This window comes from Enterobacter cloacae complex sp. 402C9, from assembly GCF_050030745.1.
GTDB lineage: Bacteria > Pseudomonadota > Gammaproteobacteria > Enterobacterales > Enterobacteriaceae > Enterobacter > Enterobacter intestinihominis.
Window position 1 is genome coordinate 1,050,078 of record NZ_JBLGUW010000001.1, and the last position, 24,516, is coordinate 1,074,593.

A 24,516-nucleotide genomic window follows, 5' to 3' on the forward strand; every position below is an offset into this window, starting at 1 on the left:
TTGCCAGCCTGCTCCGGTGGACTGGCAGCCTGTGGGGACCGCAATGAAAAAATGTTTTCTGGTTCTCGATTGTGGCGCGACGAACGTGCGCGCCATTGCGCTGGATCCTGAAGGGAATATTGTGGCGCGAGCCTCGGTGGCGAACGAGAGCGAAAGTGCCGCTGAAAATCCGGCCTGGCACCAGTGGTCGCTCGACGCCATCATGCAACGTTTTGCCGTCTGTTGTCAGAAAATCAGCGCAGTGCTGAGCAAGCATCAACTGTGCGGAATGAGTGTGACGACCTTTGGCGTGGATGGCGCGCTGGTGGATGAGCGGGGAGAACTGCTTTACCCGATCATCAGCTGGAAATGTCCACGAACCGTGCCGGTGATGGAAGCGGTTGCCCGTTTGTGCTCCCCGGCTGAACTACAGCAGATCACCGGCGTTGGGCAGTTTAGTTTCAACACGTTGTATAAGCTAGGCTGGCTTCAGTACAACCATCCCAATCTGTTACAGCGTGCTCACGCCTGGCTTTTTATCTCCTCGCTAATCAACCATCGCCTGACCGGAAAAATGACGACCGATCTCACGATGGCCGGTACCAGTCAGATGTTCGATCTACATCAGCGGTGCTTCAGCGAAACGATCTTAAGCAAGATCGGCGTGCCTCATTCCCTTTTCCCGCCGCTGGTTTCCCCCGGAGAGATGATGGGTGAACTGCAGCCCGACGCTGCATCCAGACTCGGATTGCCTTGCGGTGTGCCGGTGATCTCTGCCGGGCACGATACGCAGTTTGCCCTTTTTGGCGCCGGTGCGGGAATTAATGAGCCGGTTCTCTCTTCAGGAACCTGGGAGATTTTAATGGCGCGCACATCGCAGGTTGATACCGCTTTACTGGGGCAATACCCGGGCGCGACGTGCGAACTGGATAGCCGGACGGGGCTCTATAATCCGGGAATGCAATATCTGGCGTCTGGCGTACTGGAGTGGATCCGCGCGCTGTTCTGGTCGCCTGATGTCAACTGGGACACTATTCTGGCTCAGGCGGCGGCAATTCCGTACGGGGCGGATGGCGTCACGATGAATACCCAGTTGCTCGATTCTCCGCTCGCCGGCTGGCAGGGCGTTACGCTCACCACCACGCCAGCCCATTTTTACCGCGCAGCCCTGGAAGGACTCACGGTGCATCTGCAAGAAAAACTCCAGGCGCTGGAGGCGATCGCGCAATTTAAGGCGCGTGAACTCCTGCTGGTGGGGGGAGGTAGCCGCAATATGCTGTGGAATCAGCTCAAGTCCAATGCGCTTGGGATCCCGGTGAAGGTTCTTGAAGATGCAGATACGACCGTGCTGGGGGCGTCTTTGTACGGATGGTGGGGCGTCGGTGAAACGGCCAGCGCTGAGGCTGCTCGCGATCGGGTCCACTATCGTTACCGTTATTTCTATCCTGAGGAGCAAAGCCGTGCTTAAAACGATATCCCCACTGATTTCACCCGAGCTGCTGAAAACGCTGGCAGAGATGGGCCATGGTGACGAGATTATTTTTGCAGACGCTCACTTTCCCGCGCACAGCCTGGGGCCAAAGACGATCCGCGCAGATGGCCTGCTCATCAGCGATTTGCTGGCCGCGGTGATACCGCTGTTTGAACTCGACAGCTATGCGCCACCGCTGGTGATGATGGCCCCTGACGACGGGGATACGCTCGATATACAGGTAGAAGCACGCTATCGCAACGCACTCTTTGGTGAGGCGGAAGGGGAGGGGATTATGCGTATTGACCGTTATGCGTTTTATGCGCGGGCACAGAAAGCGTACGCCATTGTGGTGACAGGCGAGACAGCGAAATACGGTAATATACTGTTAAAGAAAGGGGTTACGCCGTACCAATAAAAAACGCCGGGTTAAACCCGGCGTTTTCACTTCAGTCTTCTTACCAGACGTACGTCAGCAGGCTTTGTGAATCTGGCACCATGAAGTCTACGGACATCATCACGGACAGGGAGGTGATGGCGACAATCGAGAACACAAACAGCTTGCGTGCCCAGACCTTGTCATCTTCCACTTTGTAACCGCGCAGAGCCATGCCGAGCCACCAGACGCTCACCGCAGCGGCCACCACCAGATATTTATATCCGGCGTAACCGCCCAGAGAGAGCATCAGCGTTGCCACGGCAAAAGCGATGATGTACAGCGTGATGTGGTTTTTGGCAACTGAGATGCCTTTCACGACCGGCAGAACCGGAATGTTCGCTGCCTGATAATCCTTAAAGCGGAAAATCGCGATGGCGTAGGAGTGCGGCATCTGCCACAGGCTAAAGATAGCCAGCAGGATCAGCGCACCGCTGTCGAACTCGTTCGTGACGGCGCAGTAGCCAATCACCGGCGGCGCAGCGCCGGAGAGAGAACCAATCAGCGTGCCGTAGACGGAGTGGCGTTTCATATACAGGCTGTAGACGCCTACATACACCACGAACCCCATCACCCCCAGCCAGCAGGCCAGCGGGTTAGCACCAAACCACAGCAGCATAAAGCCAGCAATACCCAGCAAGGTGGCGTACACCAGCGAGACGGAAGGAGCAATCAGGCCTTTAACCAGCACCCGATTTTTGGTCCTTTCCATCTTCTTGTCGATATCCATGTCGATGTAGTTGTTAAATACACAACCGGACGCAACCACCAGTGACACACCGACCAGCGTGTAGATAAAGAGGGTGTAATCAATGCTGCCTTTAGAGGCCAGCAGGAACCCTCCGATTACGGAGATCAGGTTGCCAAAGATGATGCCTGGTTTCGTGACTTGCAGGTATTGCTTAAACATACTCGCCGCTCTTAGTGAACCATCATGTTGTAGTTAAGGTTCCACATAATCCAGATGGAACCGACTACCAGGATAGCGATGATAATCACGGTAAAGATAAAGGCCGTCATGTTCCAGCCTTCATCGGACTTGGTGTTCATGTGCAGGAAGCAAACCAGATGCACCAGAATCTGAATCACCGCGGTCACCAGGATTGCGCCCAGGATAACCGGCTTAGATGCAGAACCGTTCATCACCATCCAGAACGGGATCACCGTCAGGATGATCGACAGGATGAAACCTGTCATGTAGGTTTTTACGCTGCCGTGGGAAGCGCCATGATCGTTAGAATGACTCATTACATCGCCCCCATCAGATAGACAACAGAGAACACACAGATCCATACCACGTCCAGGAAGTGCCAGAACAGGCTCAGGCACATGATACGGGTACGGTTAGTACTGGTCAGGCCGCGACGGGAGATCTGGAACATCAGCACTGCCATCCAGATCAGACCCGAGGTCACGTGCAGACCGTGGGTGCCGACCAGCGCGAAGAACGCTGACAGGAAGCCACTGCGATCCGGACCAAAGCCTTCCGCAATCAGGTGATGGAATTCATAGATTTCCATCCCGATAAAGCCAGCACCAAACAACCAGGTCAACGCCAGCCAGGAAACAACCTGGCTTTTGTTGTTTTTGTACATGGCGATAGCTGCCATGCCGTAGGTGATGGAGCTGAATAACAGCAGTGCGGTTTCAACCAGAACGAACGGCAGTTCAAAGATGTCCTTACCGGTCGGGCCGCCCGCTGTGCCGTTCACCAGAACGGCATAGGTTGCGAACAGACAGCAGAACAGGATGCAGTCGCTCATCAGGTAGATCCAGAAACCGAAGACTTTCGTCGGTCCTGTATCATGGTGCGCATGTTCATGCGCGTGGGCAGTCGAGTGCGCCAGAGTATCAGTTGCCATTTTTCAGCCCCGCTTTAGAAATCTCGTCAAAATGCTGGTTTTCCAGCTTTTCAACTTCACGGACTGGTACGTAGTAGTCCACGTCCTCGTCAAAGCTCTTCACAATCCAGCTGATTACGATGCCAGCGAAGCCAACAATCGCCATCCACCAGATGTGCCAGATCATTGCGAAACCAAATACCGTTGCGAAGGCGGCAATCACGATGCCCGCACCGCTGTTTTTCGGCATATGGATCTCTTCGTAATGTTCAGGTTGCTTGTACGCTTCACCTTTTTCTTTCATTTCCCAGAATGCGTCACGCTCATGAATGTGCGGCACTACGGCAAAGTTATAGAACGGAGGTGGAGAAGAGGTAGACCACTCCAGCGTACGGCCACCCCACGGGTCACCGGTCAGGTCGCGGTTCAGGTTACGGTCACGGATAGACACGTAGTACTGAATCAGCTGGCACAGGATACCGCAGGCAATCAGCGCGGCGCCGCCCGCTGCAATCATCAGCATCGGATGGAACTGCGGATCGATCTGCTGGCTCAGACGACGGGTCATCCCCATGAAGCCCAGCACGTACAGCGGCATAAACGCCACGAAGAAGCCGATGATCCAGAACCAGAACGCGCGTTTGCCCCATTTTTCGTTCAGGGTGAAACCGAACGCTTTTGGCCACCAGTAGGTCACACCTGCGAAGCAGCCGAAGACGACGCCGCCGATGATAACGTTATGGAAGTGCGCAATCAGGAACAGACTGTTGTGCAGGACAAAGTCAGCGCCCGGAACCGCCAGCAGCACGCCGGTCATCCCACCTACGGAGAAGGTCACGATGAAGCCGATGGTCCACAGCATCGCTGAGTGGAACTGGATACGGCCCTGGTACATGGTGAACAGCCAGTTGAAGATCTTAACCCCGGTCGGGATCGCGATAATCATAGTGGTAATACCGAAGAAGGCGTTTACGTTGGCGCCCGCACCCATGGTGAAGAAGTGGTGCAGCCAGACGATGAACGACAGGACGGTAATACACACGGTTGCCCACACCAGAGAGGTGTAACCAAACAGACGTTTACGCGAGAAGGTTGCCGCGATTTCGGAGAACACACCGAACACCGGCAGAACCAGGATGTACACTTCCGGGTGACCCCAGGCCCAAATCAGGTTGATGTACATCATCATGTTGCCACCCATATCATTCGTGAAGAAATGGGTACCCAGATAGCGATCCAGGGTCAGCAGCGCGATGGTGACGGTCAGAATTGGGAACGACGCGATAATCAGGACGTTGGCGCACAGAGATGCCCAGGTAAATACTGGCATCTTGAACATCGTCATACCTGGTGCACGCATCTTCAGGATGGTCACGAAGAAGTTAATACCGGTCAGGGTGGTACCGACACCGGAGAGCTGAAGCGCCCAAATCCAGTAGTCAACGCCCACGCCCGGACTGTACTCAATTCCCGAAAGTGGCGGGTAGGCCAGCCAGCCGGTCTGAGCAAATTCGCCCACACCCAGTGACAGGTTAACCAGGATAACGCCGACAACGGTGAACCAGAAGCTCAGGTTGTTCAGGAACGGGAACGCAACGTCGCGCGCGCCGATTTGCAGCGGAACGACAACGTTCATCAGACCGATTACCAGCGGCATCGCCACGAAGAAGATCATGATAACGCCGTGAGCGGTAAAGATCTGATCGTAGTGGTGCGGTGGCAGGAATCCGGCTTCGCCCGCAGACGCAAGCGCCTGCTGGCTACGCATCATGATTGCATCCGCAAAGCCACGAATTAACATGACGATACCGACGATGCAGTACATGATGCCGAGTTTTTTGTGGTCAACCGAAGTCAGCCACTCGTTCCACAGGTAGCTCCACTTACCGAAGTAAGTGATCAGGCCAACTAAGGCCGCGCCACCAATGATAATTGCAGCAATCGTAACCATGATAATGGGTTCATGGTACGGCACCGCATCCAATGTCAATTTTCCGAACATTTTCTTCCTCGGCCCCTTAGTGAGCGGTTTCCGCGTGGCTCATGTCCATGCCTTCCATACCCTGGTGCGTGTTGTGCTCGCCTTCAGGCTGGGTCATGTCCATGCTCATGCCGTGATCCATAAATTTGCCAATAACATCTTTGAACAGATTCGGTTTCACGTTAGAGAAGTACTCCACCTTGTTGTATTCGCTAGGTGCAGCCACTTTTTCGAACGCCGCCATGTCAGACATGGTGTTTGGAGACTGCTTCGCTTTTGCAACCCACTGGTCGAAAGTCGCGCGGTCTGGCGTAGCGATAGCTTTGAACTTCATACCCGAGAAGCCCGGGCCACTATAGCTGGCGGAGATACCGTCGTAGGTGCCTGCTTCATTCGCAATCAGATGCAGGTTAGTCTGCATACCGGCCATCGCGTAAATCTGGCTGCCCAGACGTGGGATGAAGAAGGAGTTCATTACGGAGTTGGAGGTCACTTTGAACTGAACCGGAGTGTTCGCCGGGAAGGCGATTTCATTCACGGTAGCAATGCCCTGTTCTGGATAGATGAAGAACCATTTCCAGTCCATGGAGACCACTTCAATGGTAATGGGTTTTTCATCGTGAACCAGCGGTTTGCTCGGCTCAAGTGCGTGAGTGGTTTTCCAGGTCAGTACAGCAAGGAACAGGATGATCAGAATAGGTACCGTCCAGACCACAGCTTCCACTTTATTGGAGTGTGACCAGTTAGGGCTATACTTCGCATCTTTATTGCTCGCACGATACTTCCAGGCGAAACCAACAGCCATCAAGATGGCAGGAATAACCACAATCAACATCAGGCCAAAAGCCGTCAGTATCAATGAACGTTGTTCCAGTCCAATCTGTCCTTTGGGGTCTAGTAGTGCAGAATCGCAGCCACTGAGTAATACAGTGCCTGCGAATAATGACAACCATCCCAAACTTTTATTGTATTTCCTGAGTCTCATTTAACGACCTCAATTCCACGGGAGTCTGGTGGCGTTTAAAGTGTGGGGGCATTTTACGGGAAGGTTACATTACTGTAAACATCATTAGCCCTGTGTCAGGAAGGTGTTACTGGGTTCTGCCGCACATGTCACAAGTGTTGCAGATTATGTCGCGTTTCCAGACGGAAGCCGCACGGAGTGGGCGTTATAACGAAAGGGTGCCCCAGCATACCGCAAAAGGGACAATTGGTATAACCATTGCGAAAAACACACAATTAGTTAACAATTAATTATCAATAAAAAGACAACTAAAAAACGAAAATTCAATGTTTCGAATGCTGAATCGTTTAATGAAAAATAGCGTAGCGAAATAAGCTCCAATAATTTCCGAATGCTATCCCGCACAAAACAACAAATATTTTTTTTGTCGATGGCGGTTATTTCACCGTTATAATTTCGGGCTGTTATTACAACGGGAAATAACCTTTCGCTTTTTACTTCATGTCATCTGCGTCTTTCGTAATGACATGAAATCCAGCATCCCACCCGTCAGGATCCCCGCCAGAGCGAGAAACACACCTGCATCAAGCAGAAGGGTTTCAAAAGGAAGTGACAAGTCGGTAGTCGCATTCATGATGAGCACCGTGAGCCACCCTACCAGGGCAAGACAACCTGCCATTAGCAGACGCAGGGCAAACCGATAGGCAGCGTGATATTCCGTGCGCGGCATGAAGTGTTCCGTCCGCTGGGTATATTCCAGCGTCTGGCGACAGACCAGCAGCAATAAAATCCCCGGCACGGCCGCCACCACCGAGAAGAGATAAAAGGTCGGCCAACCGTAGGCTTCAACAAACCAGCCCGCGACGGGGCCAACGTATACGCGCCCGACGGCGGAAAGGGCAGAGAGCAGCGCAAACTGGGTAGCGGAAAATGACTTATTGCACAGCGTCATCAGCAGGGCGACAAATGCCGCAGTGCCCATACCGCCGCACAGGTTCTCAAAGAATACCGCCGTCCCCATACTGATCATATTCTTGTCGGTGATCGACAGCAGCCAGTAACCGGCATTCGATGCGCCCTGAAGGATGCCAAATATCAGCAGAGCGCGGAACAGCGTCAGGCGCTGCATCAATACGCCGCCGTACAGCGCGCCGACAATCGTGGCAAACAGCCCCAGGGTTTTGTTCACCACGCCTACCTCGCCCGCATCAAACCCGACGCCGCGGATCAGGAAGGTAGTGGTCAGACTCATGGCGAAAGCGTCACCAAGCTTATAAAGGACAATAAGCAGCAGGATCAGCCAGGCATTATTGCGACCAAAGAAGTCGCGCAGCGGTGCGGCGACGGCCTGCTCCAGCGAGCGTGGAACCGGGATCACATCGCTCGGTTCAGGCGCGAACAGAGTGGCAATAATGCAGGGGATCAGCAGTGCGGCCATCAACCAGTACATGCCCTGCCAGCCGAGATAGCGGTCAGCAAGCCACAGTGCGAGTCCGCCGGAAACCAGCATACCCAGGCGGTAGCCGAGCACGCTGATTGCCGCACCGGCGCCACGCTCTTCCGCTGGCAGGACGTCCGTTTTCCAGGCGTCAAAAACAATGTCCTGCGAGGCGGAGCAGAAGGCGATGACCACCGCAAGCGCGGCCATCCAGCGCAGCTGCGTTGACGGTTCAAGGAAACCCATTGCGGCAATGGCGAGCAACAGCAGCACCTGCGTCATCACTAACCAGCCGCGACGGCGCCCGAGGAACGGTGGGGTATAGCGATCCATCACTGGCGACCACAGGAACTTAAAGACGTAAGCCTGGCCGACGAGCGAGAAGAAACCAATGGTTTTAAGATCGATGTTCTCAACCGTCATCCACGCCTGTAACGTGCCGGAGGTGAGCGCAAGGGGTAAACCGGAGGCGAAACCAAGGATCAGCAGAATAGCTGATTTCGGTTGCTGGAAAATGCGTAAGTAGTGACTGGACATGTTCTTATGAACTGACCCGGTGAAGCACCGGGTCAGTCAGCAGGATTAACGTGCGTTCTGCTTGATGAAGTCGTGAATGCTGGTGTCCTGTGCCATGTCGGCAATGGTGTCAGTCAGCACGCTGTTAACCGCGTTAGCGATATTTTTGTTGGAGGCCTGGAATGCGCCTTCAACGGAATAGCTTGCACGGTAGTTTTTGTTCATCTTGTTGCCGTTCTTCGCGGTAGCGATGATGGAGATATCGGCTTTGGTCGCAATGTTGTAGCGAACGTTACCCTGGGAGACGTCAGCGTACAGGTTGTTCACGATGATTTGCAGATCAACCGCGCCGCTTGGGCCAATCATGTAGCCACGGGAGGTCATCTGTTTTTCCAGTACTTCCTGCAACAGGAAGCGCAGGTCGCGGGAAGCGGTCAGCGTAACCTGCTGGTTGTCGCGAGTCACTTTCGCCAGCGCCTGGTCCTGACGCTGATCGGCACCATTAATGCTGACCGTCACGCCCATCAGGCTTGGATCCTGCTGAGGCAGGGTAATTTTTGGTGAAACGTCAATGGTCGTCGGCGGGGTTGCGCAACCGGCGAGCATAAAGAGTGCTACCAACGGAAAGAAGATTTTTTTTAACATTTTCGGGTTCTCAACGAATCGTAAGCAAAGAGAGAAAAATTGCCGCCATCATAACATCGCCAACGGCCAGGGGAAGTGGTCAACGCATGTAAATTCATCGCCTTGTCCGAAAACTGACCACCTTTCCGCTTTTCTCTGCCTGTAAGTGACAAAACGTATGAACCTCATAGTGAACTTCATCCGTTTGGATGAGAAAATCAGACGAAAGCTAAATATTTGTTGTCACGGTGTAATGGAACCGGTAAAAGCGGCTAATATTTAAAGGGATGGGTGACATCTTAGCGTTGTCGGAGGAGTGATTTCATGATGATACGTGAACAGATAGAAGAAAAATTAAGGGCAGCGTTCAACCCTGTGTTTCTCGAAGTTGTCGACGAAAGCTATCGTCATAACGTGCCGGCAGGTTCTGAAAGCCACTTCAAAGTGGTTCTGGTCAGCGATCGCTTCACGGGAGAACGTTTCCTGAACCGACACCGCTTGATCTACAGCACCTTGACGGAAGAACTCTCCACAACCGTACATGCGCTGGCGCTGCATACCTACACCATTAAGGAATGGGAAGGGCTGCAGGATACGGTATTCGCATCACCGCCTTGTCGGGGTGCAGGCACCATCGCCTGATAAATCGGATTTGCAACCGCCGGAGTTTTTCCAGTATGTTGCTTACAGATTTCGTCAAAACGGCCTTCGGGCCGTTTTGTTTTGTCTGAGTTTTGAGCGGATGGCGCGTTTTTAAGGCTAAAAATAGCCTTAAAGTGTGAAAAAAGCCGCAGCAACATGCTCCAACCGTTCTCGACTCACCTAAGTGATGCCGCTATAATGCCGCGTCTTATTGAATGTCTTCGGGATGATTCTGGCGACAGGGAATGTGAATCTGCACATAAGAGAGCATCCCGGTATAACAGACAGATTCAGAGTTGACCGAGCACTGTGATTTTTTTGAGGTAACAAGATGCAAGTTTCAGTTGAAACCACTCAAGGCCTTGGCCGCCGTGTAACGATTACTATCGCTGCTGACAGCATCGAAACTGCTGTGAAAAGCGAGCTGGTCAACGTAGCAAAAAAAGTACGTATTGACGGCTTCCGCAAGGGCAAAGTACCAATGAATGTTGTTGCTCAGCGTTATGGCGCTTCCGTGCGTCAGGATGTGCTGGGTGAACTGATGAGCCGCAACTTTATCGACGCGATCATCAAAGAAAAAATCAATCCAGCCGGCGCGCCAAACTACGTTCCAGGTGAATACAAGCAGGGCGAAGACTTCACCTATTCCGTAGAGTTCGAAGTGTACCCGGAAGTTGAGCTGAAAGGTCTGGAATCAATCGAAGTTGAAAAACCGATCGTTTCCGTGACTGACGAAGACGTTGACGGCATGCTGGATACCCTGCGTAAGCAGCAGGCGAACTGGAAAGAGAAAGAAGGCGCTGTTGACGCGGAAGACCGCGTAACCATCGACTTCACCGGTTCAGTAGACGGCGAAGAGTTCGAAGGCGGTAAAGCGTCTGATTTCGTACTGGCGATGGGCCAGGGTCGTATGATCCCAGGCTTCGAAGACGGTATCAAAGGCCACAAAGCAGGCGAAGAGTTCACCATCGACGTGACCTTCCCTGAAGAATACCACGCTGAAAACCTGAAAGGTAAAGCAGCGAAGTTCGTCATCAACCTGAAGAAAGTTGAAGAGCGCGAACTGCCAGAACTGACTGAAGAATTCATCAAGCGTTTCGGCGTGGAAGATGGTTCTGTTGCGGGTCTGCGTGCTGAAGTGCGTAAAAACATGGAGCGCGAGCTGAACGGCGCTGTACGTAACCGCGTGAAGTCTCAGGCGATTGAAGGTCTGGTGAAAGCGAACGACATCGACGTTCCTGCTGCCCTGATCGACAGCGAAATCGACGTTCTGCGCCGTCAGGCTGCACAGCGCTTCGGTGGCAACCAGCAGCAAGCGATGGAACTGCCACGCGAGCTGTTCGAAGAGCAAGCGAAACGTCGCGTTGTTGTTGGCCTGCTGCTGGGCGAAGTGATTCGTACCCACGAGCTGAAAGCTGACGAAGAGCGTGTGAAAGGCCTGATCGAAGAGATGGCTTCTGCATACGAAGATCCATCAGAAGTGATCGAGTTCTACGGTAAGAACAAAGAGCTGATGGACAACATGCGCAACGTTGCACTGGAAGAGCAGGCTGTTGAAGCGGTACTGGCGAAAGCGAAAGTAACCGAAAAAGAGACCTCTTTCACCGAACTGATGAACCAGCAGGCGTAATTTCGCCCCAACGGTTTAAAGTTTGAACAAAAAACCCGTTGCCCTCCGGCGACGGGTTTTTTTTATCACAGCTTTAGTCCTGGAAGGGTGCTAAAACGCCCTTTCAGTGTTAGCGTTACAACAAAACGTTGTTATGCTTGAAATAGGGCATGGCGACCCCCATTAGTATGTAATCACGATGATTGAGACTGGCTGATAATCCGTCCATAAGGTTACAATCAGTACAGCAGGTGTTTTCAATTTTGAACCAGGAGACGGAAATGTCATACAGTGGCGAACGAGATAACTTTGCACCCCATATGGCGCTGGTGCCAATGGTTATTGAACAGACCTCACGCGGTGAGCGATCTTTCGATATCTATTCCCGTCTGCTCAAGGAACGCGTTATCTTTCTGACCGGCCAGGTGGAAGACCATATGGCTAACCTGATCGTGGCGCAGATGCTGTTCCTGGAAGCGGAAAACCCGGAAAAAGACATTTACCTGTACATCAACTCCCCGGGCGGTGTGATTACGGCGGGCATGTCTATTTATGACACCATGCAATTCATCAAGCCGGATGTCAGCACCATCTGTATGGGACAGGCGGCGTCCATGGGGGCTTTCCTGTTAACCGCAGGGGCGAAAGGTAAGCGTTTCTGCCTGCCTAACTCCCGCGTGATGATTCACCAGCCGCTGGGTGGTTACCAGGGCCAGGCGACGGATATTGAAATCCACGCCCGAGAAATTCTGAAAGTAAAAGCGCGCATGAATGAACTTATGGCGCAGCATACGGGTCAACCACTCGAGCAGATCGAGCGCGATACCGAGCGCGATCGCTTCCTGTCTGCACCTGAGGCAGTTGAGTACGGCTTAGTCGACTCCATTTTGACCCATCGTAATTGATGCCCGCGACGCGAGTGTGCCGCTATACTAATTTAGGGCGGCACGTTGCCTGTAAGCAGCTTGCGTCTGAGTATGGCATTTGCGTCGTCATGTGCGGCACATAGAACTTAAAAAGAGGTTTGGACTCATGACAGATAAACGCAAAGATGGTTCGGGCAAACTGCTGTACTGCTCTTTTTGCGGCAAAAGCCAGCATGAAGTGCGTAAACTGATTGCCGGGCCGTCCGTGTATATCTGCGACGAATGCGTCGATTTATGTAACGACATCATTCGCGAAGAGATTAAAGAAGTCGCGCCGCACCGTGAGCGCAGCGCGTTACCAACGCCACACGAGATTCGCCACCACCTGGACGACTATGTCATTGGTCAGGAGCAGGCGAAAAAAGTGCTGGCGGTGGCGGTATACAACCACTACAAGCGTCTGCGTAACGGCGATACCAGCAATGGCGTGGAACTGGGCAAAAGTAACATTCTGCTGATCGGGCCTACGGGTTCCGGTAAAACGTTGCTGGCGGAAACGCTGGCGCGCCTGCTGGATGTTCCGTTCACCATGGCGGATGCCACCACCCTGACCGAAGCCGGTTATGTGGGCGAAGACGTTGAAAATATTATCCAGAAGCTGCTCCAGAAGTGCGATTACGACGTACAGAAAGCCCAGCGCGGGATCGTCTATATCGATGAGATTGACAAAATCTCCCGTAAATCAGACAACCCATCCATCACCCGTGACGTCTCGGGCGAAGGCGTGCAGCAGGCGCTCCTGAAGCTGATTGAAGGTACGGTTGCGGCTGTTCCACCGCAGGGTGGGCGTAAACATCCGCAGCAGGAATTCTTGCAGGTTGATACCTCCAAGATCCTGTTTATCTGTGGTGGTGCGTTTGCAGGCCTGGATAAAGTGATCTCTCACCGTGTGGAAACCGGCTCCGGCATTGGTTTTGGCGCAACGGTGAAAGCTACGTCTGAAAAACCAAACGAAGGCCAGCTGCTGGCGCAGGTTGAACCGGAAGATCTGATCAAATTTGGTTTGATTCCGGAATTTATCGGCCGTCTGCCGGTTGTGGCGACCCTGAACGAACTGAGCGAAGACGCGCTGATTCAGATCCTGAAAGAGCCGAAAAACGCGCTGACCAAGCAGTATCAGGCGCTGTTTAATCTGGAAGGCGTTGAGCTGGAATTCCGTGACGAAGCACTGGACGCGATTGCCAAGAAAGCGATGGCGCGTAAAACCGGTGCCCGTGGCCTGCGTTCTATCGTGGAAGCAGCATTGCTCGACACGATGTACGATCTTCCTTCTATGGAAGATGTCGAAAAAGTCGTGATCGACGAGTCCGTCATTGGTGGCCAGACCAAGCCGTTACTGATTTACGGTAAACCGGAAGCGCAGCAGGCATCTGGCGAATAATTCACCATTTCATACAATCAGTTAATCAAAAAGGGGGGATTTTATCTCCCCTTTACTTTTTCCGTATTCATGGCGTTGAATGTATGGGAAACATCCCCATATACTGGATTACATGTTAATGGTTGTGTGAAGCACAGTTACATGACCAGTTTACCTGGCGGACACTAAACTAAGAGAGAGCTCTATGAATCCTGAGCGTTCTGAACGCATTGAAATCCCCGTATTGCCGTTGCGCGATGTGGTGGTTTATCCGCACATGGTCATACCCTTATTTGTAGGGCGGGAAAAATCTATCCGTTGCCTCGAAGCCGCCATGGATCATGATAAAAAAATCATGTTGGTTGCGCAGAAGGAAGCATCAACGGATGAGCCGGGTGTAAACGATCTTTTCACCGTCGGGACCGTGGCCTCTATTTTGCAGATGCTGAAGCTGCCAGATGGCACCGTGAAGGTGCTGGTGGAAGGCTTACAGCGCGCGCGTATTACCACTCTGTCAGACGATGGCGAGCACTTCTCTGCGAAGGCAGAGTACCTTGATTCACCGGAACTTGATGAGCGCGAGCAGGAAGTGCTGGTACGCACCGCGATCAGCCAGTTTGAAGGCTACATCAAGCTGAACAAGAAAATCCCACCTGAAGTGCTGACGTCGCTGAACAGCATCGACGATCCTGCACGTCTGGCGGATACCATCGCTGCGCACATGCCGCTGAAGCTGGCTGACAAACAGTCCGTGCTGGAAATGTCCGACGTTAACGAACGTCTGGAATACCTGATGGCGATGATGGAGTCTGAGATCGATCTGCTCCAGGTTGAGAAGCGCATTCGCAACCGCGTCAAAAAGCAGATGGAAAAATCGCAGCGTGAGTACTATCTGAACGAGCAAATGAAAGCCATTCAGAAAGAGCTCGGCGAGATGGACGATGCGCCGGATGAAAACGAAGCGCTGAAGCGTAAGATCGACGCGGCGAAGATGCCGAAAGAGGCGAAAGAGAAAGCCGAAGCTGAGTTGCAGAAGCTGAAAATGATGTCTCCGATGTCGGCGGAAGCGACCGTTGTACGCGGCTACATTGAGTGGATGGTTCAGGTTCCATGGAATGCCCGCAGCAAGGTCAAAAAAGACCTGCGTCAGGCACAGGAAATCCTCGATACCGACCACTATGGCCTGGAACGTGTGAAAGACCGCATTCTTGAGTACCTCGCGGTACAGAGCCGTGTGAACAAAATCAAAGGTCCAATCTTGTGCCTGGTAGGGCCTCCAGGGGTGGGTAAAACCTCTCTGGGCCAGTCCATCGCCAAAGCGACCGGACGTAAGTACATCCGTATGGCGCTGGGCGGCGTGCGTGATGAAGCGGAAATCCGCGGTCACCGCCGTACCTATATCGGTTCTATGCCGGGCAAGCTGATCCAGAAGATGGCGAAAGTGGGCGTCAAAAACCCGCTGTTCCTCCTCGACGAGATCGACAAAATGTCTTCGGACATGCGTGGCGATCCGGCGTCGGCGCTGCTGGAAGTGCTTGATCCAGAGCAGAACGTGGCGTTCAGCGATCACTACCTGGAAGTCGACTACGACCTGAGCGATGTGATGTTCGTGGCGACGTCGAATTCCATGAACATTCCGGCACCGCTGCTGGACCGTATGGAAGTGATCCGTCTGTCCGGTTATACCGAAGACGAGAAGCTGAACATTGCTAAGCAGCACCTGCTGCCGAAGCAGATTGAGCGTAACGCGCTGAAAGCTAACGAGCTGACCGTTGAGGACAGCGCTATTGTCGGCATTATTCGTTACTACACCCGTGAAGCGGGCGTGCGTAGCCTTGAGCGTGAGATCTCTAAACTGTGCCGTAAGGCGGTTAAGCAGCTGCTGCTGGATAAGAGCCTGAAGCACATCGTGATTAACGGCGACAATCTGCATGCTTACCTCGGCGTTCAGCGCTTCGACTATGGCCGTGCGGACAACGAAAACCGCGTTGGTCAGGTGACTGGACTGGCGTGGACGGAAGTGGGTGGCGATCTGCTGACCATTGAAACCGCCTGTGTACCGGGTAAAGGCAAGCTGACCTACACTGGCTCGCTCGGTGAAGTGATGCAGGAGTCCATCCAGGCAGCGTTGACCGTGGTGCGTGCGCGCGCGGAAAAACTGGGTATTAACCCGGATTTCTACGAAAAACGCGACATTCACGTTCATGTTCCGGAAGGGGCGACGCCGAAAGATGGCCCAAGCGCGGGTATTGCTATGTGTACGGCGCTGGTTTCCTGCCTGACGGGGAACCCGGTCCGTGCTGATGTGGCCATGACTGGTGAAATTACGCTGCGTGGTCAGGTACTGCCCATCGGCGGGTTAAAAGAAAAACTGCTGGCGGCACACCGTGGTGGGATCAAAACCGTATTGATTCCTTACGAGAATAAACGCGATCTGGAAGAGATTCCGGACAACGTTATTGCCGATTTGCAGATCCATCCGGTGAAACGCATTGAGGAAGTTCTGACTCTCGCACTGCAAAATGAACCGTCCGGAATGCAGGTTGTAACCGCAAAATAGTGACCTCGCGCAAAGAGCGCTAATAAAAACAAGGCTGGTAAGTCATTTCGTACTTGCCAGCCTTTTTTTGTATAGCTAATTTAGATTGCTGATTGGGTTAGCCATCAACAACGGGTGTTGTAAGGTCATAGCAGGACTGATATAACTGCTGCGCGGTCGCGCTGTGAAGGATTCAGGTGCGATATAAATTATAAAGAGAGGAAGAGAACAGTGAATAAATCTCAACTGATTGACAAAATTGCTGCGGGTGCTGATATTTCTAAAGCTGCAGCTGGACGTGCTTTAGATGCTTTAATTGCTTCTGTTACTGAATCTCTGCAAGCTGGGGACGACGTTGCACTGGTAGGCTTCGGTACTTTTGCGGTTAAAGAGCGTGCTGCCCGTACTGGCCGCAACCCGCAGACCGGTAAAGAGATCACCATTGCTGCCGCTAAAGTGCCGGGTTTCCGTGCAGGTAAGGCGCTGAAAGACGCAGTAAATTGATTGCTTTCCCGCTCCAGGGAAGCTGAAAAGTACAAGGGCGCATCGTTTGATGTGCCTTTTTTGTTTGTCCAGACCTGATTTGTGCGAGTTTATGCGAGTTGTGGGCTGACAATTGCCCTGTTTTCTTGTCACAATACGCCTTTACGCGCGACGGTCAGGATTTTCCGTCAGCGTCAGGTAACCAGTCACCTACAGCGGAGTGTTGTTACACCATGATGGACAGCTTACGCACGGCTGCTAACAGTCTCGTGCTCAAGATTATTTTCGGTATCATTATCGTGTCGTTCATATTGACCGGTGTGAGTAGTTACCTCATTGGCGGTGGCGCGAACTACGCCGCAAAAGTGAATGGCCAGGAAATTAGCCGTGGGCAGTTCGAGAACGCTTTTGCTGGTGAACGTAACCGCATGCAGCAACAGCTGGGCGACCAATACTCTGAACTTGCAGCCAACGAAGGCTATATGAAAAACCTGCGTCAGCAGACGCTGAACCGCCTTATCGACGAAGCGCTGCTGGACCAGTACGCGAAAAGCCTCGGTCTGGGCATCAGCGATGAGCAGGTTAAAAAAGCCATCTTCTCGACGCAGGCTTTCCAGTCTAATGGGAAGTTCGACAACGCGCGTTACAACAGCATTGTTAACCAGATGGGGATGACGGCTGACCAGTACGCACAGGCGCTGCGTAACCAGTTGACCACGCAACAGCTGATCAACGCGGTGGTGGGCACCGATTTCATGCTGAAAGGCGAAACTGAAGCGCTGGCGGCACTGGTGGCGCAGCAACGCGTGGTGCGTGAAGCGACGATTGATGTCAATGCACTGGCGGCGAAACAGCAGGTTAGCGACGCTGAAGTTAATGCTTACTATGAGCAAAACAAGAACAACTTCATCTCTCCTGAACAGTTCCGCGTAAGCTATATCAAGCTGGATGCAGCTGCGATGCAGAAAAACGCGACTGACGCCGAGATCCAGTCTTATTACGACCAGCATCAGGATCAGTTCACTCAGCCGCAGCGTAACCGTTACAGCGTGATCCAGACCAAAACGGAAGCAGAAGCAAAAGCCGTGCTGGACGAGCTGAACAAAGGCGCTGATTTCGCGACCGTGGCGAAAGCAAAATCCACCGACATTATTTCTGCCAAAAACGGCGGTGATATGGGCTGGCTGGAAGATTCCACTACCCCGGACGAGCTGAAAAATGCGGGTCTTAAAGAGAAAGGCCAACTGTCTGGTGTAATCAAATCCTCCGTTGGCTTCCTGGTGGCGCGTCTGGACGATGTCGTGGCGGCGAAAACCAAGCCGCTGGCTGACGTTCGTGATGATATCGCTGCGAAAGTGAAGCAGGAGAAAGCGCTGGACGCCTTCTATGCTCTGCAACAGAAAGTGAGCGATGCCGCAAGCAACGACAACGAATCACTGGCGGGCGCTGAGCAGGCTGCTGGCGTGAAAGCGGTTGAGACGGGCTGGTTCAGCCATGAAAATCTGCCGGAAGAACTGAACTTCAAACCGGTTTCAGATGCCATTTTCAATGGTGGTCTGGTAGGTGAGAACGGTACGCCGGGCAGCAACTCAGACATCATTACCGTTGACGGTGACCGTGCGTTCGTACTGCGCGTCAGCGAGCACAAAGCCGAGGCAGTGAAGCCCCTGGCGGAAGTGAAAGATCAGGTGGTGGCGCTGGTCAAACACAACAAAGCGGCACAGCAGGCAAAACTGGATGCAGAGAAAATTCTGGCCGATCTGAAAGCCGGTAAGAACGATGCACTGAAAGCGGCTGGCCTGAACTTTGGCGAAGCCAAAACGCTGAGCCGTACCGGTCAGGATCCTGTCAGCCAGGCGGCGTTTGGTCTGAGCCTGCCGGCGAAAGACAAACCTGTCTTTGGCACCACGACCGATATGCAGGGTAACGTGGTGATTCTGGCGCTGGATGAAGTCAAAGCCGGCACGCTGCCAGACGCGCAGAAGAAGGCCATGGTTCAGGGAATTACCCAGAATAATGCCCAGATTGCTTTCGAAGCGATGATGAGCAACCTGCGTAAAGAAGCCAAAATCAAGCTGGGTGATGTGGTGACCCAGGAGCAATAATTACGTACCTGCTCGCAGATTTTCGTAACGCTCTGCAAAAACTAAAGGCCGCTTTCGCGGCCTTTTCCATTTCTGCAATCTGCTGTTTGTCCCTGTTTTCTCGTACGGCTATCGTGGCGTGGCTGTCAACAAACAAGGAGAAAACAGCATGAAATGTGGAATCAAAGCACTGTTAATTACACTGGCTATTGCCACTTCCGGGATGAGTGCGGGCGCGCTGGCGGCGTCGCCCTCGGCTAAAGCGCAGGCTGCACAGACCAAAACAGACTCAGCTGCGCAGGCTTATACGCAATCAAAAGCGACTGATGCCGGTAAAAGTGCAGAGGATGACGGTACGCGAGTCAGCATCAATTCGGCATCGGCAGAAGAGCTCGCGCGCGTGATGAACGGTGTGGGACTTAAAAAAGCCCAGGCCATTGTTAGCTACCGCGAGGAGTACGGTCCTTTCAAAACCCTTGACGATCTCAAGCAGGTGCCGGGTATGGGCAGCGCGCTGGTTGAGCGCAATCTCGCACACCTGACGCTGTAATCGCGTAATCACTTGCACTGCGGCAAAAATTTGCCAGGATAAAGAGGTCATACCAGTTATGACCTCTGAACCTATAACAACGAAAGGCTATTGCGCTATGCAGACACAAATCAAAGTCCGTGGTTATCACCTCGATGTTTACCAGCACGTCAATAACGCCCGCTACCTTGAATTTCTTGAAGAGGCGCGCTGGGATGGCCTGGAGAACAGCGAAAGCTTCCAGTGGCTGACCGCACACAACATCGCGTTTGTGGTCGTCAACATCAACATTAACTACCGCCGCCCGGCTGTGCTTGGGGATGTGCTCACCGTGACCAGTGAGGTCCAACAACTGAATGGCAAAAGTGGTGTATTGAGCCAGGTCGTCACGCTTGAGCCAGAAGGGCAGGTGGTGGCCGATGCGCTGATCACCTTTGTCTGTATCGATCTCAAAACCCAGAAAGCGTTGCCGCTGGAAGGGGAGTTGCGCGAAAAGCTGGAGCTGATGATCGCATAAGTAATATTCAGGAATGCCCGCGCTGTCGACTCCTGTTGTACGACAGCGCGGACAGTTAGCCCTTATTTCAGACCGGTCTTTTTCTGCATCGCGGCCATCACGCCCGCTTTATCCGCAAGATAATGATTCAGACCGTTCGCGCGCAGGTTACAGGCGGCACACTGCCCGCAGCCGTCCCCTTTAATGCCGTTGTAGCAGGTCAGGGTCTCGTTGCGAACGACATCCAGCTTGCCCCAGTAGTCGGCCAGCGCCCAGGTTTCGGCTTTATCCAGCCACATCAGCGGCGTTTCGAAGCGGGTCTCTTTTGCCATTCCCAGATCCACGGCGTGATTGAGCGCTTTCACGAATTCATCCCGGCAGTCCGGGTAGCCAGAGAAGTCGGTCTCACACACGCCCGTGATCACCGCTTCGGCTTTCACCTGGTAGGCATAGATTGCCGTCAGGGTCAGGAAGAGAATATTACGCCCAGGTACGAAGGTATTCGGAATGCCGCTGGCATCCGGTTCGTAATCAGGCACCGGAATGCTGTCGCGGGTGAGGCTGCTGACGGCCAGTTCATTTAACAGCGTCACGTCCAGCACTTTATGAGCGCGGGCGCCCAGTTTGAGGGCCAGTTCACGAGCGACATCGATTTCAGCGCGATGACGCTGACCATAATCAAAAGTGACGCAGTGCACTTCATCATACTGGTGAAGTGCCTGAATCAGGCAGGTTGTGGAATCTTGTCCTCCGCTGAACACGACGACGGCACGTTTCATAGATCATCTCGACAGTTACGGTAAAAGCGTCATGTTAACGCCTGGCTAAAGCGGCGACCAGCTTCTTCACGCGTTTGGTGGAGGAAGCCAGGCTTCGGTGAAGTCAAACCAGCCGCGAGTGTTAAGGCGTATTCCGTTGACGCCCGGAGGCGCGCTGATTTGATACTGGTAGTTAAAGAGCGGTGTCAGGACGGCTGTCTCCATTAATCGGCTGAAGATAGCCTGAAGTCCTGCGTGTCGGTCACGTTCGTCGGCCTGCGTCTGCACCGCATCCAGCGTGGCCTGCAAATGGGCGTATGCCGGTGCGCTCAGCAGATGCGGCCAGAGCGCATCGCAGCGGAGCCATTGCTCAAGGGTGTACGCTGGCGCTTCGCCAATCAGTCTGTCTCCCATCATGATGTCTGCATCGGCAAGCTGCTGGCAACCGTCCCACGTCTTGGCGTCGTGAAAGATGACGGTCAGTTCACACCCCTGCCGCGCAAGGTATGCTTTTAACTGACTGGCCATGGTGTGAAGCTCAACCGGCAGGTGGTAGACAAGCGTCAATGCCTCTGGCAGCACAACGTCGGTTAAATCAGTCCACTGGGGGATCGCCCAGCCGGGAAGCAGTTCCTCGGTAGGAGTGATGAGCCCTTCGTTCAGGGGAAGCGTGTGCAGCAGCGTTGAGAGATGAATGATATTAATCAGCCGCTTTGCCTGAAGTTCGCTCAGACGCGGACTTTGTTTCAGCGTGAGGTAGCAGAAGCCCAGACTGGTGCTGTTACTCACCAGCCGCAGGCTGGCCAGCTCGTCGGCCTCGCCAATGGCGATTTGCACCGGGTGGCGACAGCTGGTGCCCAGACTGTAGTCAAAAAGCTGGGGCGTGATCCAGTACTCGATAGCCTTAAGCAACGGATGGCCAAGATGATACTGCTCGTGGCTTTCCAGACGCACCAGTTCAGGCTCAAAAACGCTCAGCCGAAAGGGACCGCTGCCCACCACGGGGTAATCAGGATGCGCCAGACGGCTACAGTAGGTTGCCAGCCTGTGCGCCAGCCAATAGTCAGGTTGATGCAGAATAAACGTCAGGCTTTGCGGATGCGTGGTTTCGATACGTAAGACGCTGCGGAAAAGCGTGTCCATGCCGGGCTGCGATAGCAGCGCCGTCAGGCTTTGCCTGAGCTGTGCCGTCTCTATTTTATCGCCGTTATGCCAGTGCAGGGTGGAGCGTATGTAGAAATGCCAACGCAGGCCGTCATCAGAGACTTCCCAGTGATGCGCCAGATCGCCCGTGGGTTCACTGCTGTTACCATTAAAACGCATCAAACCAGAGAATACCTGTCCCGCCAGATGCTGCTCCGCCCGGCCAGGGAGAAACCCCGGCTGAAGCGGCTCCAGCGAGCGATAGTAGGGAATACGCAGCGTCGGCGTATCGTTCTGCCATTGCCCGCCCATAAACGGATGCAGCAGCGATCGCAAATCTTCAGGCGCGAGCTGGGCCAGCTCCAGCGCGTTGTGCTGCTGTCCACTTTTCAGGGCCTCTTCCATCATCGTATTACGCAACGAATCCGGGGTGACGTGAAAGCGTAATTCCCCACGCTTTCCTCGTCCGGAGCGGGCGTGCCAGCTTAGCCAGCCCGCCTCCTGCGCCTGGCGCAGCAGGGTGCGTACATGTCGCTCGCTGCAAAAGCAGCGGCTGGCAAGTTCACTGATGGTCACCTGCTGCGTTGCGCCGGCGGAGGGGTGCCACAGACGCTGATACTGGTTAAGACGGTTAAGCTGGCGCATGAAAAACCCGGAACAATAATTATCATCTATTCACTATTACTTCCGTATATCTCACGTAATACTGATGCACAAGTTAACCGCATCACATTTCGGGAGTAATTATGGCTCGGCTCGCTGCATTTGATATGGACGGCACGCTGTTAATGCCGGATCACCGTTTAGGGGAGAAAACCCTGAACACACTTAAGCGCCTGCGCGAGCGTGAAGTCACCCTGACGTTTGCCACTGGTCGTCATGTGCTGGAGATGCGCCATCTGCTGGGAACATTTGCCCTCGATGCGTTCCTGATCACCGGCAACGGGACGCGCATTCACTCCGTCGAGGGCGATGTGCTGCACCGTCAGGATCTGGATCCGGAAGTGGCGGACATCGTCCTGCACAGCACCTGGGATACGCTGGCCAGCGTGCATGTTTTTAACGATGAAGGCTGGTTTACCGGGCGTGAGATCCCGGCCTTGCTGCACGCTCACGTTTACAGTGGCTTTAAATATCAGCTCATCGATTTGCGCCGCATTCCGGCCCACAAGGTAACCAAGATCTGCTTCTGCGGCGATCACGACGATCTCTGCCGCCTGCGTATTCAGCTTAACGAGGCGCTGGGCGACCGGGCGCACCTGACCTTCTCGGCGGTGGACTGTCTTGAAGTGCTGCCGGTGGGCTGTAACAAAGGATCTGCGCTGGCGGTGCTGAGCGATCGTCTGGGGCTGACGATGCAGGACTGTATGGCCTTTGGTGACGCCATGAACGACCACGAGATGCTGAGCAGCGTAGGCCGTGGTCTGATTATGGGGAACGCGATGCCGCAACTTATCGCCGCGCTCCCGCATTTACCGGTTATCGGACACTGTCGTAACGAAGCGGTGTCCCATTTTTTGACGCATTGGCTGGACAAAAATAACCTCCCATATTCCCCCGAATAGCGAGATCCTTCCAGCAAGCCAGGCTTCAGCCTGGCTTTTTTTTATTTCACCAGATGCAAAATCTGCGCTTTCCACGGTTCAACATCGCCAATATTGGCCTGCACCCATTCTGCGTTGTAATAGGTGTCCAGGTAGCGTTCCCCGCTGTCGCACAGCAGCGTGACGACAGAGCCGCTAAGGCCTTCTTCACGCATTCTCGCGGCCAGTTGTAGCGCCCCCCACATATTGGTGCCGGTAGAGGCTCCGACCTTACGGCCAAGCTGTGTCTCCAGCCAGTGCGCCGTCGCGACGCTGGCGGCGTCCGGCACGCGGAGCATCTCATCCACAACGTCCGGAATGAACGAGGGTTCGACGCGCGGGCGACCAATTCCTTCGATCTTGCTCCCCACAGGGCTGCGCAGGCTGGCATCGCGAGATTGCCAGTAATCAAGGAACACCGAGTTCTGAGGGTCAACCACCATCAGCTGCGTATCATAACCCTGACAGCGGATATAACGTCCGATGGTGGCGGAGGTTCCGCCCGTGCCCGCGCTCATGACAATGTAAGAGGGGACGGGATGTGGCTCGTGGGTCATCTGGCGGAAAATGCTGTCCGCAATGTTATTATTGCCGCGCCAGTCGGTGGCGCGCTCGGCGAAGGTGAACTGGTCCATATAGTGACCATTTAGTTCGCGGGCCAGCATTTCGGAGGCCGCATAGATTTCGCAGGCGCTTTCCACAAAGTGGCAGCGTCCGCCGTAAAATTCGATCTGTTCAACTTTACGTTTCGCCGTGCAGGAGGGCATCACAGCGATAAACGGCAGGCCCAGCAGGCGGGCAAAGTAGGCCTCTGAGACGGCAGTTGATCCGGACGACGATTCAATAATCGTGGTGCCTTCTTTAATCCAGCCGTTACATAAACCGTATAAAAAGAGTGAACGCGCCAGGCGATGCTTCAGGCTGCCGGTAGGATGGGTACTTTCATCCTTCAGGTAAAGCTGAATGCCGGGAAATCCAGGCAAAGGCAGGCGGATCAAATGGGTGTCTGCCGAGCGCTGATAGTCGGCATTTATTTCGCTGATGGCATGTTTAACCCAGGTGCTATTCATCGTAGTTATCCGTTTGTCATTTTGTGCCCAGCATAGCGAAAAGC

General features: G+C 53.7%; 22 protein-coding genes. 12 read left to right on the forward strand and 10 right to left on the reverse strand.

What is annotated here, in order from left to right:
* Window positions 1–43: 43 nt before the first annotated feature.
* Both fucK and fucU read left to right on the forward strand, forming a co-directional pair.
* Window positions 44–1,447, forward strand: coding sequence for an L-fuculokinase (gene fucK, locus ACQG1K_RS04985; protein ID WP_367075292.1), 1,404 nt, complete (start codon window positions 44–46; stop codon window positions 1,445–1,447).
* Window positions 1,440–1,868 carry an L-fucose mutarotase gene (fucU, locus tag ACQG1K_RS04990; RefSeq protein ID WP_367075294.1) on the forward strand — a complete coding sequence of 143 codons (429 nt, stop codon included), beginning with the start codon at window positions 1,440–1,442 and terminating at the stop codon, window positions 1,866–1,868. The genes fucK and fucU overlap by 8 nt, the downstream gene beginning before the upstream one ends.
* Before the next feature lie 40 nt (window positions 1,869–1,908).
* On the opposite strand, the gene cyoE is transcribed toward fucU, so the two are convergent.
* From cyoE to ACQG1K_RS05025, 7 genes are all read right to left on the reverse strand, one after another.
* Window positions 1,909–2,796: a heme o synthase gene (gene cyoE / locus ACQG1K_RS04995; RefSeq protein ID WP_022647242.1), complete on the reverse strand. Its 888-nt coding sequence runs from the start codon at window positions 2,794–2,796 to the stop codon at window positions 1,909–1,911.
* Window positions 2,797–2,807: 11 nt separating this feature from the next.
* Window positions 2,808–3,134 carry a cytochrome o ubiquinol oxidase subunit IV gene (locus ACQG1K_RS05000; RefSeq protein WP_006809888.1) on the reverse strand — a complete coding sequence of 109 codons (327 nt, stop codon included), beginning with the start codon at window positions 3,132–3,134 and terminating at the stop codon, window positions 2,808–2,810.
* The gene (locus ACQG1K_RS05005; RefSeq protein WP_022647243.1) at window positions 3,134–3,748 is read right to left on the reverse strand and encodes a cytochrome o ubiquinol oxidase subunit III; all 615 of its coding nucleotides are present in this window, start codon (window positions 3,746–3,748) and stop codon (window positions 3,134–3,136) included. Before ACQG1K_RS05005 ends, ACQG1K_RS05000 begins: the two co-directional genes overlap by 1 nt.
* Window positions 3,738–5,729 carry a cytochrome o ubiquinol oxidase subunit I gene (gene cyoB / locus ACQG1K_RS05010; RefSeq protein ID WP_006809887.1) on the reverse strand — a complete coding sequence of 664 codons (1,992 nt, stop codon included), beginning with the start codon at window positions 5,727–5,729 and terminating at the stop codon, window positions 3,738–3,740. The genes ACQG1K_RS05005 and cyoB overlap by 11 nt, the downstream gene beginning before the upstream one ends.
* 16 nt (window positions 5,730–5,745) lie before the next feature.
* Window positions 5,746–6,693, reverse strand: a complete 948-nt coding sequence (gene cyoA / locus ACQG1K_RS05015) for a cytochrome o ubiquinol oxidase subunit II (RefSeq protein ID WP_006809886.1) — start codon at window positions 6,691–6,693, stop codon at window positions 5,746–5,748.
* Window positions 6,694–7,171: 478 nt separating this feature from the next.
* The gene (ampG, locus tag ACQG1K_RS05020; RefSeq protein ID WP_022647245.1) at window positions 7,172–8,647 is read right to left on the reverse strand and encodes a muropeptide MFS transporter AmpG; all 1,476 of its coding nucleotides are present in this window, start codon (window positions 8,645–8,647) and stop codon (window positions 7,172–7,174) included.
* A gap of 45 nt (window positions 8,648–8,692) precedes the next feature.
* On the reverse strand, window positions 8,693–9,271 hold the full coding sequence (locus tag ACQG1K_RS05025) for a lipoprotein (RefSeq protein WP_022647246.1): 579 nt from the start codon (window positions 9,269–9,271) through the stop codon (window positions 8,693–8,695).
* A 303-nt stretch (window positions 9,272–9,574) separates the two neighbouring features.
* Here ACQG1K_RS05025 and bolA point away from each other — a divergent pair, with 303 nt between their 5' ends.
* The 9 genes from bolA (at window position 9,575) to ACQG1K_RS05070 (ending at window position 19,939) form a co-directional block, all read left to right on the forward strand.
* Window positions 9,575–9,892: a transcriptional regulator BolA gene (gene bolA / locus ACQG1K_RS05030; protein ID WP_003859051.1), complete on the forward strand. Its 318-nt coding sequence runs from the start codon at window positions 9,575–9,577 to the stop codon at window positions 9,890–9,892.
* 331 nt (window positions 9,893–10,223) lie between these two features.
* Window positions 10,224–11,522 (forward strand): trigger factor, encoded by a 1,299-nt coding sequence (tig, locus tag ACQG1K_RS05035; RefSeq protein WP_006809881.1) that lies wholly within the window; start codon window positions 10,224–10,226, stop codon window positions 11,520–11,522.
* Window positions 11,523–11,782: 260 nt separating this feature from the next.
* Window positions 11,783–12,406, forward strand: a complete 624-nt coding sequence (gene clpP / locus ACQG1K_RS05040; protein WP_006809880.1) for an ATP-dependent Clp endopeptidase proteolytic subunit ClpP — start codon at window positions 11,783–11,785, stop codon at window positions 12,404–12,406.
* Window positions 12,407–12,533: 127 nt separating this feature from the next.
* Window positions 12,534–13,808 carry an ATP-dependent protease ATP-binding subunit ClpX gene (clpX, locus tag ACQG1K_RS05045; protein WP_006809879.1) on the forward strand — a complete coding sequence of 425 codons (1,275 nt, stop codon included), beginning with the start codon at window positions 12,534–12,536 and terminating at the stop codon, window positions 13,806–13,808.
* A 184-nt stretch (window positions 13,809–13,992) separates the two neighbouring features.
* The gene (gene lon / locus ACQG1K_RS05050; protein WP_006809878.1) at window positions 13,993–16,347 is read left to right on the forward strand and encodes an endopeptidase La; all 2,355 of its coding nucleotides are present in this window, start codon (window positions 13,993–13,995) and stop codon (window positions 16,345–16,347) included.
* 210 nt (window positions 16,348–16,557) lie between these two features.
* Window positions 16,558–16,830, forward strand: coding sequence for a nucleoid-associated protein HU-beta (gene hupB / locus ACQG1K_RS05055; RefSeq protein WP_002444653.1), 273 nt, complete (start codon window positions 16,558–16,560; stop codon window positions 16,828–16,830).
* Window positions 16,831–17,042: 212 nt separating this feature from the next.
* Window positions 17,043–18,914: a peptidylprolyl isomerase gene (gene ppiD, locus ACQG1K_RS05060; RefSeq protein ID WP_023299452.1), complete on the forward strand. Its 1,872-nt coding sequence runs from the start codon at window positions 17,043–17,045 to the stop codon at window positions 18,912–18,914.
* 148 nt (window positions 18,915–19,062) lie between these two features.
* On the forward strand, window positions 19,063–19,443 hold the full coding sequence (locus tag ACQG1K_RS05065; RefSeq protein WP_038415510.1) for a helix-hairpin-helix domain-containing protein: 381 nt from the start codon (window positions 19,063–19,065) through the stop codon (window positions 19,441–19,443).
* A 97-nt stretch (window positions 19,444–19,540) separates the two neighbouring features.
* Window positions 19,541–19,939, forward strand: coding sequence for a YbgC/FadM family acyl-CoA thioesterase (locus tag ACQG1K_RS05070; protein ID WP_017694410.1), 399 nt, complete (start codon window positions 19,541–19,543; stop codon window positions 19,937–19,939).
* A 62-nt stretch (window positions 19,940–20,001) separates the two neighbouring features.
* Here the strand turns inward: ACQG1K_RS05070 and queC are convergent, their stop codons facing one another.
* Together queC and ACQG1K_RS05080 are read right to left on the reverse strand one after the other, a co-directional pair.
* A complete protein-coding gene (queC, locus tag ACQG1K_RS05075; protein ID WP_045142053.1) occupies window positions 20,002–20,697 on the reverse strand; it encodes a 7-cyano-7-deazaguanine synthase QueC in 696 nt (231 codons plus the stop codon).
* Window positions 20,698–20,763: 66 nt separating this feature from the next.
* On the reverse strand, window positions 20,764–22,464 hold the full coding sequence (locus ACQG1K_RS05080; protein WP_063199724.1) for an SgrR family transcriptional regulator: 1,701 nt from the start codon (window positions 22,462–22,464) through the stop codon (window positions 20,764–20,766).
* 101 nt (window positions 22,465–22,565) lie between these two features.
* On the opposite strand from ACQG1K_RS05080, the gene cof reads away from it, so the two are divergent.
* A complete protein-coding gene (cof, locus tag ACQG1K_RS05085; RefSeq protein WP_058676955.1) occupies window positions 22,566–23,384 on the forward strand; it encodes an HMP-PP phosphatase in 819 nt (272 codons plus the stop codon).
* Window positions 23,385–23,425: 41 nt separating this feature from the next.
* On the opposite strand, the gene ACQG1K_RS05090 is transcribed toward cof, so the two are convergent.
* Complete coding sequence (locus ACQG1K_RS05090; RefSeq protein WP_023299455.1) at window positions 23,426–24,472, reverse strand: PLP-dependent cysteine synthase family protein; 1,047 nt, start codon at window positions 24,470–24,472, stop codon at window positions 23,426–23,428.
* Between the last annotated feature and the right edge of the window lie 44 nt (window positions 24,473–24,516).

Bases quoted from the DNA above. Each gene is read 5' to 3' on its own strand.
- fucK (WP_367075292.1), top strand. From the start codon at position 44: ATGAAAAAATGTTTTCTGGTTCTCGATTGTGGCGCGACGAACGTGCGC.
- cyoE (WP_022647242.1), bottom strand. From the start codon at position 2,796: ATGTTTAAGCAATACCTGCAAGTCACGAAACCAGGCATCATCTTTGGC.
- ACQG1K_RS05000 (WP_006809888.1), bottom strand. From the start codon at position 3,134: ATGAGTCATTCTAACGATCATGGCGCTTCCCACGGCAGCGTAAAAACC.
- ACQG1K_RS05005 (WP_022647243.1), bottom strand. From the start codon at position 3,748: ATGGCAACTGATACTCTGGCGCACTCGACTGCCCACGCGCATGAACAT.
- cyoB (WP_006809887.1), bottom strand. From the start codon at position 5,729: ATGTTCGGAAAATTGACATTGGATGCGGTGCCGTACCATGAACCCATT.
- cyoA (WP_006809886.1), bottom strand. From the start codon at position 6,693: ATGAGACTCAGGAAATACAATAAAAGTTTGGGATGGTTGTCATTATTC.
- ampG (WP_022647245.1), bottom strand. From the start codon at position 8,647: ATGTCCAGTCACTACTTACGCATTTTCCAGCAACCGAAATCAGCTATT.
- ACQG1K_RS05025 (WP_022647246.1), bottom strand. From the start codon at position 9,271: ATGTTAAAAAAAATCTTCTTTCCGTTGGTAGCACTCTTTATGCTCGCC.
- bolA (WP_003859051.1), top strand. From the start codon at position 9,575: ATGATGATACGTGAACAGATAGAAGAAAAATTAAGGGCAGCGTTCAAC.
- tig (WP_006809881.1), top strand. From the start codon at position 10,224: ATGCAAGTTTCAGTTGAAACCACTCAAGGCCTTGGCCGCCGTGTAACG.
- clpP (WP_006809880.1), top strand. From the start codon at position 11,783: ATGTCATACAGTGGCGAACGAGATAACTTTGCACCCCATATGGCGCTG.
- clpX (WP_006809879.1), top strand. From the start codon at position 12,534: ATGACAGATAAACGCAAAGATGGTTCGGGCAAACTGCTGTACTGCTCT.
- lon (WP_006809878.1), top strand. From the start codon at position 13,993: ATGAATCCTGAGCGTTCTGAACGCATTGAAATCCCCGTATTGCCGTTG.
- ppiD (WP_023299452.1), top strand. From the start codon at position 17,043: ATGATGGACAGCTTACGCACGGCTGCTAACAGTCTCGTGCTCAAGATT.
- ACQG1K_RS05065 (WP_038415510.1), top strand. From the start codon at position 19,063: ATGAAATGTGGAATCAAAGCACTGTTAATTACACTGGCTATTGCCACT.
- ACQG1K_RS05070 (WP_017694410.1), top strand. From the start codon at position 19,541: ATGCAGACACAAATCAAAGTCCGTGGTTATCACCTCGATGTTTACCAG.
- queC (WP_045142053.1), bottom strand. From the start codon at position 20,697: ATGAAACGTGCCGTCGTCGTGTTCAGCGGAGGACAAGATTCCACAACC.
- ACQG1K_RS05080 (WP_063199724.1), bottom strand. From the start codon at position 22,464: ATGCGCCAGCTTAACCGTCTTAACCAGTATCAGCGTCTGTGGCACCCC.
- cof (WP_058676955.1), top strand. From the start codon at position 22,566: ATGGCTCGGCTCGCTGCATTTGATATGGACGGCACGCTGTTAATGCCG.
- ACQG1K_RS05090 (WP_023299455.1), bottom strand. From the start codon at position 24,472: ATGAATAGCACCTGGGTTAAACATGCCATCAGCGAAATAAATGCCGAC.